The 4,032-nt window shown below is 62.2% G+C and carries 6 protein-coding genes and 1 pseudogene; 5 read left to right on the top strand and 2 right to left on the bottom strand.

Going from position 1 to position 4,032, the window contains the following annotated elements; translation table 11 throughout:
* Together JWQ89_RS04465 and JWQ89_RS04470 are read left to right on the top strand one after the other, a co-directional pair.
* A pseudogene (locus JWQ89_RS04465) lies at positions 1–274 on the top strand (hypothetical protein); the annotation flags it as partial.
* A 74-nt stretch (positions 275–348) separates the two neighbouring features.
* A complete protein-coding gene (locus JWQ89_RS04470) occupies positions 349–708 on the top strand; it encodes a DUF3768 domain-containing protein (RefSeq protein WP_299638774.1) in 360 nt (119 codons plus the stop codon).
* 20 nt (positions 709–728) lie between these two features.
* Here the strand turns inward: JWQ89_RS04470 and JWQ89_RS04475 are convergent, their stop codons facing one another.
* Entirely contained in the window at positions 729–995 is a 267-nt protein-coding gene (locus JWQ89_RS04475) for a helix-turn-helix transcriptional regulator (protein ID WP_299638776.1), read from the bottom strand.
* A gap of 122 nt (positions 996–1,117) precedes the next feature.
* On the opposite strand from JWQ89_RS04475, the gene JWQ89_RS04480 reads away from it, so the two are divergent.
* Together JWQ89_RS04480 and JWQ89_RS04485 are read left to right on the top strand one after the other, a co-directional pair.
* Positions 1,118–1,465 (top strand): hypothetical protein, encoded by a 348-nt coding sequence (locus JWQ89_RS04480; protein WP_299638778.1) that lies wholly within the window; start codon positions 1,118–1,120, stop codon positions 1,463–1,465.
* Positions 1,462–2,694 carry a hypothetical protein gene (locus tag JWQ89_RS04485; protein WP_299638779.1) on the top strand — a complete coding sequence of 411 codons (1,233 nt, stop codon included), beginning with the start codon at positions 1,462–1,464 and terminating at the stop codon, positions 2,692–2,694. Before JWQ89_RS04480 ends, JWQ89_RS04485 begins: the two co-directional genes overlap by 4 nt.
* Positions 2,695–3,120: 426 nt before the next feature.
* Here the strand turns inward: JWQ89_RS04485 and JWQ89_RS04490 are convergent, their stop codons facing one another.
* Positions 3,121–3,459, bottom strand: a complete 339-nt coding sequence (locus JWQ89_RS04490; RefSeq protein WP_299638781.1) for a DUF983 domain-containing protein — start codon at positions 3,457–3,459, stop codon at positions 3,121–3,123.
* 293 nt (positions 3,460–3,752) lie between these two features.
* On the opposite strand from JWQ89_RS04490, the gene JWQ89_RS04495 reads away from it, so the two are divergent.
* Positions 3,753–4,032 (top strand): hypothetical protein (locus JWQ89_RS04495; protein ID WP_299638783.1); only part of this gene is annotated, 280 nt, incomplete at its 3' end.

The following is a 4,032-nucleotide window of genomic DNA, read 5'->3' on the forward strand; positions in this document are numbered from 1 at the left end:
CGCAGCCACCACTCCGCCCGCTGCCGACGATCCGACCAAGCCGCCGGTGCCACTCAAAGGCGTCGACCTGCCGAAGGACTGGGCCTCGATCAAGAAGGGCTCGGTCGTGCTGGCTTCGGAATCTCGCGAGGACGGCTGGTTCGAGGCCATCGTCACCGAGGTCGTCTCGGATGATGTGTTCGGCCTCAAGTGGGTGGACTACCCGGACTACGACCCGTTCCTGCGGCATCGCGAACGACTGGCGCTCAAGTACCCGCACGGCTCCGCCGCCTAGTTCACCATCAATCACGTCACCCTCGGGGCCGGTCGATCTGACCGGCCCTTTTCATTTCAGGATCGGAGCATCCCATGACCGATAGAGAAACTGACGCGCCTTTTTCCGAGCCCAGCAGCAGGGCCATAGCCGCTCTCAACGATCGGCTGCGCACTACCGGCACCGGCGGCCGCATGGTGGTCACGGCTGGCCTCGCAGCCCTCGGGAAAACGCAGGTCGACTTGGCCCTCGCCATCGTCGCCGTATTCAACGCCTTCGACGCGGGCAACGACCCCCACGGCGAGCACGACTGCGCCACGGTCGAGTTCGGACCGGAAACGCTGATCTGGAAGATCGACTATTATGACCGGGCGCTGTCGGCGCACTCCCCCAACCCGGCCGATCCGTCCGTCACCGAGCGGGTGATGACGGTGATGCTGGCGGAGGAGTACTGATGGCACTCCCCGAGTCGATACTAGTCGCCCTTGCCCTTCCGTCCTGCTTTGAGCGCAGGGAGCGAAGCAGCCCCCTCAGGCAGAGGTTGAAGCAGGCGGGCTACGTCCACACCGAGCGCCGCGGCGATCCGATCGAGGACGTCGATCGACGGGTTGAAGGTCCCTTGCTCGATGCCGCTGACGTAGGTCCGGTCAACGTCAGCATCGACCGCCAGAGCCTCTTGCGTAACGCCGCTGTCGGTTCGGATTTTCCGAAGGTTCCAAGCGATGCGGGCGCGTCCATCCATGCGACGCACGCAGCCAGCTTGATGGCGTTTAAACCATCGAATATGTTCGACATATTAGGTCGGTACTGGGGGAACGTGGCGATTTTGCCGGTCGTTCAGAAACCGTGGCCATGGGGGAAGAAATGAGAATTGCCGTGATGATAATTTCGCTGTTCCTGACGCTGATCGTCGGATTGCAGTCGTGTGCCTTGTTCGCCGGTGGCGGCATGACGCAGAACCAATCGGTCGCCGGAGGTGGCGCGGCGGGGATCCTGGTTGCCTTGCTGTTCGTGCTCGGCGGAGCCTTCGCGATGGGGCTCCCTCGCGTCTCGATGGTGATGTTCGCCATCGCTGGGCTGATCGGGTTGGGCGTTGGAGCGTCAGGCGTGTTTCCCGACCTGACGATTTGGGGCGTCGTCGCCTTGGCGCTGACCGTCATGGCCTATTTCGGCCACCGGGAATTGGTGCGCAGCAAGGCGGTGAAGCCATGAGGGCGCTACTGTTCGCCACGGTCCTGGCGGTTGGCTGCTGGGGTTCCGTCGCTCAGGCGGCTGATCCCGAGATCACTGCGAACTCTATCATCAGGGCGTTCTCTGACTTTTGCGATCCAATCGCTTTTGATCGCGAACGACCGGCCGGTGCTCAATGGGATGCAGACTTGGAGCTCAACTTTGGACGCCTACTTTTCGCCAAGTATCAGGGCAACTGCGACAGATTTGAGAACGCAGAGGTCGCCCCCGCGAGGGCAACTTTCGAGCTGCTCGCAAACCTGCCTGAACTTGGGGCCACGTCGCCTCGAGAGTTGAGCGCCGACGAGTTGGGGCTGGTCGCCAGCGCCCTGCTTGTCGAAGAGGTTCTTGCTGGTGGGTGCGCCTCGACCGCCTCGGCGATTGGTAACCTACAGCCGCTCCGGTCGCTGATTGCTGGCCTGCGTCAGAAGCTGACGCGGGAAGACGCTTATGACCTTGCGCGCGCCTACTCCGGCAATCGGCTCATCTTCCGCGCAGCGCATGGTCTCCTGCCGGGAATGAAGCTGCCCACGCCTTGCGAGGTTGCCCCGCAGGTGGCGGCGCTTACCATCCAAAGCGCCGTCAATCTGGGGTTACTGTCGGATGATGCGGCTCTGCCCACCGATCACGAAGGCATGTCCAGCGAGGAGTTCGAGCGGTTTGGCCAGCAGGTGACACAGGACGCCGAACATTCCGTAGCGAAGCCGAACGCCAGCGACGAGGACCTCAACGACGCTGTAGTCGGGACGGGCTCACCGGGCGGCGACCCCACGTCGGAGCCGAACGACCCATTGCTAGGCGTATCCACTGCCGAGGAAGGTGAAATTCAAATCAACCCCGGCGATATCTACAATAACCGAGAGTTGGAAGATGCTTGCATTCTGCTAGGTGCGGCTCGTGATGACCCGGACGTTGGCGTTGCCCAGATGGCCGAATGGATGCGCAACTTCACTGATCAGGTGCAGGTCCAGGTCGTGGTCAGCGATGACCTGCGCACCTCTGACCGAGTAACCGGCTGGCTCACTCTCGGCGAGGATCAGCTTGGCCACTCAATCAGTGTGGATTTACTCGAAGCCGACGACAAATCCAGGGTTCGTCCAGGAGCTCGGATCACCGTGACCGGCCAGATTAGCTGGATCGACACCAACAACGGGGGGGATGGCGGTCTGTCAACCTGTGGGGTCGGCGTCAGCGCATTCGCGATCGAGTGATCGGCTTTTGCGGTAGATCATCCGCTAAGCTGCTGGGGTGGTGTGGCGCTCACTTCTCGCCGCCAGCCTTTCAGGGAGGCGACGCATCTGTAAGGAGTAGCGCGGATGAACCCATCCTGGGTCAGCCGGTATCGAGTGTGATGCGACCTACTGCGATCCAATAAACGGAAGCGACGCCCTCGGTGAATGACCGCTTCTGGCCGATTGTGTTGAAAAAGGGCTGCCGCGAGGCTCTTCGCTAGACCTCGCGAGACTCCGGCGGAATCGGATTCCTGACTGACCGCGCTATCGAGTCAAAACTTGCCCCGCCCGCTGCCTTCCGCGGTCCCGCAGGCAATTTCATTTCAGCGGTCAGCAAGCATCGCGCCGCAACCCGGCCTTTTTCAACACAATCGGCCCGAAGCGGACATTCCAACCGTCCGGCCATTAGCGCTCCAGTTCGTTGCTCACCTTCCGCGCCCAGAGAACGCCAATGAGACCACCCTTCACTGGTCGGATGATGGCGAGTGGAACCACCACTGAAAGCGGCACCAAGACGGCCAGGTAGATCAGCGGGCTGGCTCGCTCGTTCAGCTCCATGTCGAGCATAACGAAGATGATGACGTGGCCGACCATCATGATCACCGCAAAGGGCAGCAGCAGGCCGACGTTGAGATGTCCAAGGCGCTCACCGCAGTTTGAGCAGTTCTCGACCTGCCGCAGAAATCCGACGAACAGATCGCCTTTGCCGCAGCGGGGGCAGCGGCAGAGCAAACCGTTTCTCATGGCGAGCCAAACGAGCTGCTGCGACAGTTCGGCGCGAGAGGCGCCCAGACGCTGGCCTAACGACCTGACTCAGGAACGGCGGTCGGAGCCTCAGGGGGCGTGCTCCGACCGCTCAAGTCCGCAGCAACAATGGGCCGCGCAAAGCCCTAACTGGCCGGGTGTGATGGCAACGTTATGGCGCTCCGTTTAGCCGACGTGGTGCGGCTCGAGGGCGCCAATAATGATGCCTATCAAGGCGGCATGCGGCGTCCTGATCTTCGGTCTGACGGAGCATTCAGCTCCGGAGAAGAAACATGTGGAACCGCACCCTCAGTACGGCGCTATTCTTCGGCCTTTGCCTAGGCGCCGCTCCGGCGACAGCGCAGCCTGCCGCGACCCCGCCGACCATCGATCTCTCGCAGGCCGGCACAACACCAGCGGAAAATCAGGCTTTCGTGGCGGCGATGACGCCTGATGATCAGGCAAGCGTAATCGAGGCCTGCGTGCCGGTTATAGTCGCGCCGGCGGCCGATACGCCTCCCGCAGTGGTGTCATTCTGCAATGCGGTATCCGCAACCGGCGTGCCGGCGGCCG

Source organism: Devosia sp., from assembly GCF_028290645.1.
Classification (GTDB): Bacteria; Pseudomonadota; Alphaproteobacteria; order Rhizobiales; family Devosiaceae; genus Devosia_A.

What these genes read in the sequence shown, in the direction of transcription:
- JWQ89_RS04470 (WP_299638774.1), top strand. Translation starts at nt 349, where the DNA reads ATGACCGATAGAGAAACTGACGCGCCTTTTTCCGAGCCCAGCAGCAGG.
- JWQ89_RS04475 (WP_299638776.1), bottom strand. Translation starts at nt 995, where the DNA reads ATGGATGGACGCGCCCGCATCGCTTGGAACCTTCGGAAAATCCGAACC.
- JWQ89_RS04480 (WP_299638778.1), top strand. Translation starts at nt 1,118, where the DNA reads ATGAGAATTGCCGTGATGATAATTTCGCTGTTCCTGACGCTGATCGTC.
- JWQ89_RS04485 (WP_299638779.1), top strand. Translation starts at nt 1,462, where the DNA reads ATGAGGGCGCTACTGTTCGCCACGGTCCTGGCGGTTGGCTGCTGGGGT.
- JWQ89_RS04490 (WP_299638781.1), bottom strand. Translation starts at nt 3,459, where the DNA reads ATGAGAAACGGTTTGCTCTGCCGCTGCCCCCGCTGCGGCAAAGGCGAT.